This window comes from Acetobacter fallax (assembly GCF_011516735.1).
In the GTDB taxonomy this organism is placed as follows: Bacteria; Pseudomonadota; Alphaproteobacteria; order Acetobacterales; family Acetobacteraceae; genus Acetobacter; species Acetobacter fallax.
The window spans coordinates 1-946 of record NZ_WOSX01000131.1; the positions used below are offsets into that span (position 1 = coordinate 1).

Sequence of the window (946 nt, forward strand, 5' to 3'; positions counted from 1 at the left end):
TGGGTTGGATTGATGATGAATCTTTCTGGCTCTGAAGTCCAGATTTTGCGGACATATTCGTAAGGCGTGAGGCCACTCAGGGTCTTGAGCCTTCGCCCGAAGTTATAAGCCGCCATGAAGTCGTTGAGGTGGATCTTCAAGTGCTCATGGCTGTCGTAATGGAAGCGCTTGACGGTTGCCTCTTTGATTGTCCGGTTCATCCGTTCAACCTGACCATTGGTCCATGGATGATTGGGTTTCGTCAGACGGTGTTCGATCCCGTGGGCTTCGCAGATCATGTCGAAACGCATGGGACGCGACCACGCTGTATTTCGATTACGAGGCTGCTCAGCGAACTGGATCCCATTGTCGGTCAGAATGGTATGGATCCGGTAAGGAATGACGCTCAGGAGATGTTCGAGGAATTCCCAGGCCGTCTTCCGGTCGATGGCAACAAAGAGGTACAGCTTACCTTCAGCGGTCTGGACTTCCGCTATGTCGAGATGAAAGAACCCAATCGGGTAGCGTTTGAAGCGCATGCGTCTGGGCTTGTCTCCCTCGATGTCCGGCAGCCGTGAGATCTCGTGACGCTGAAAGCAGCGATGCAGAGCCGAGCGTGTCAGATGGGGGATACTGGCCTGCAGGGCATAAAGACAGTCATCCAGCGGCAGTAAAGTATGGCGTCGAAACGCTACGATCATCGCTTCGTCCGTCTTCGAAAGGACCGTTGATCGCGGCTCTTTAGGACCTGTCTTCTGATCTTCGACACTCTGTCGCTTCCGCCACTTTGCAACGGTTTTCGGGTTGATCCCGAACTCCTCGCTCAGCGCCGCGAGCGAAGCCTGCGATCGCTGTATTGCTGCTCGCACGGCGTGCGTGGTCGTGGCGCTGCCATGACGTATCTGTCCCATAATGCTTCCTTCCACTCACGTGAAAATATCACACCACCAAACCCCGGGACTAAACA

1 protein-coding gene is annotated in these 946 nt (G+C 54.4%); it reads right to left on the bottom strand.

Annotated features, from left to right (window positions below):
* The coding region (locus tag GOB85_RS18820) for an IS481 family transposase (protein WP_173578876.1) at positions 1 to 890 on the bottom strand (890 nt) is incomplete at its 3' end.
* Positions 891 to 946 lie beyond the last annotated feature (56 nt).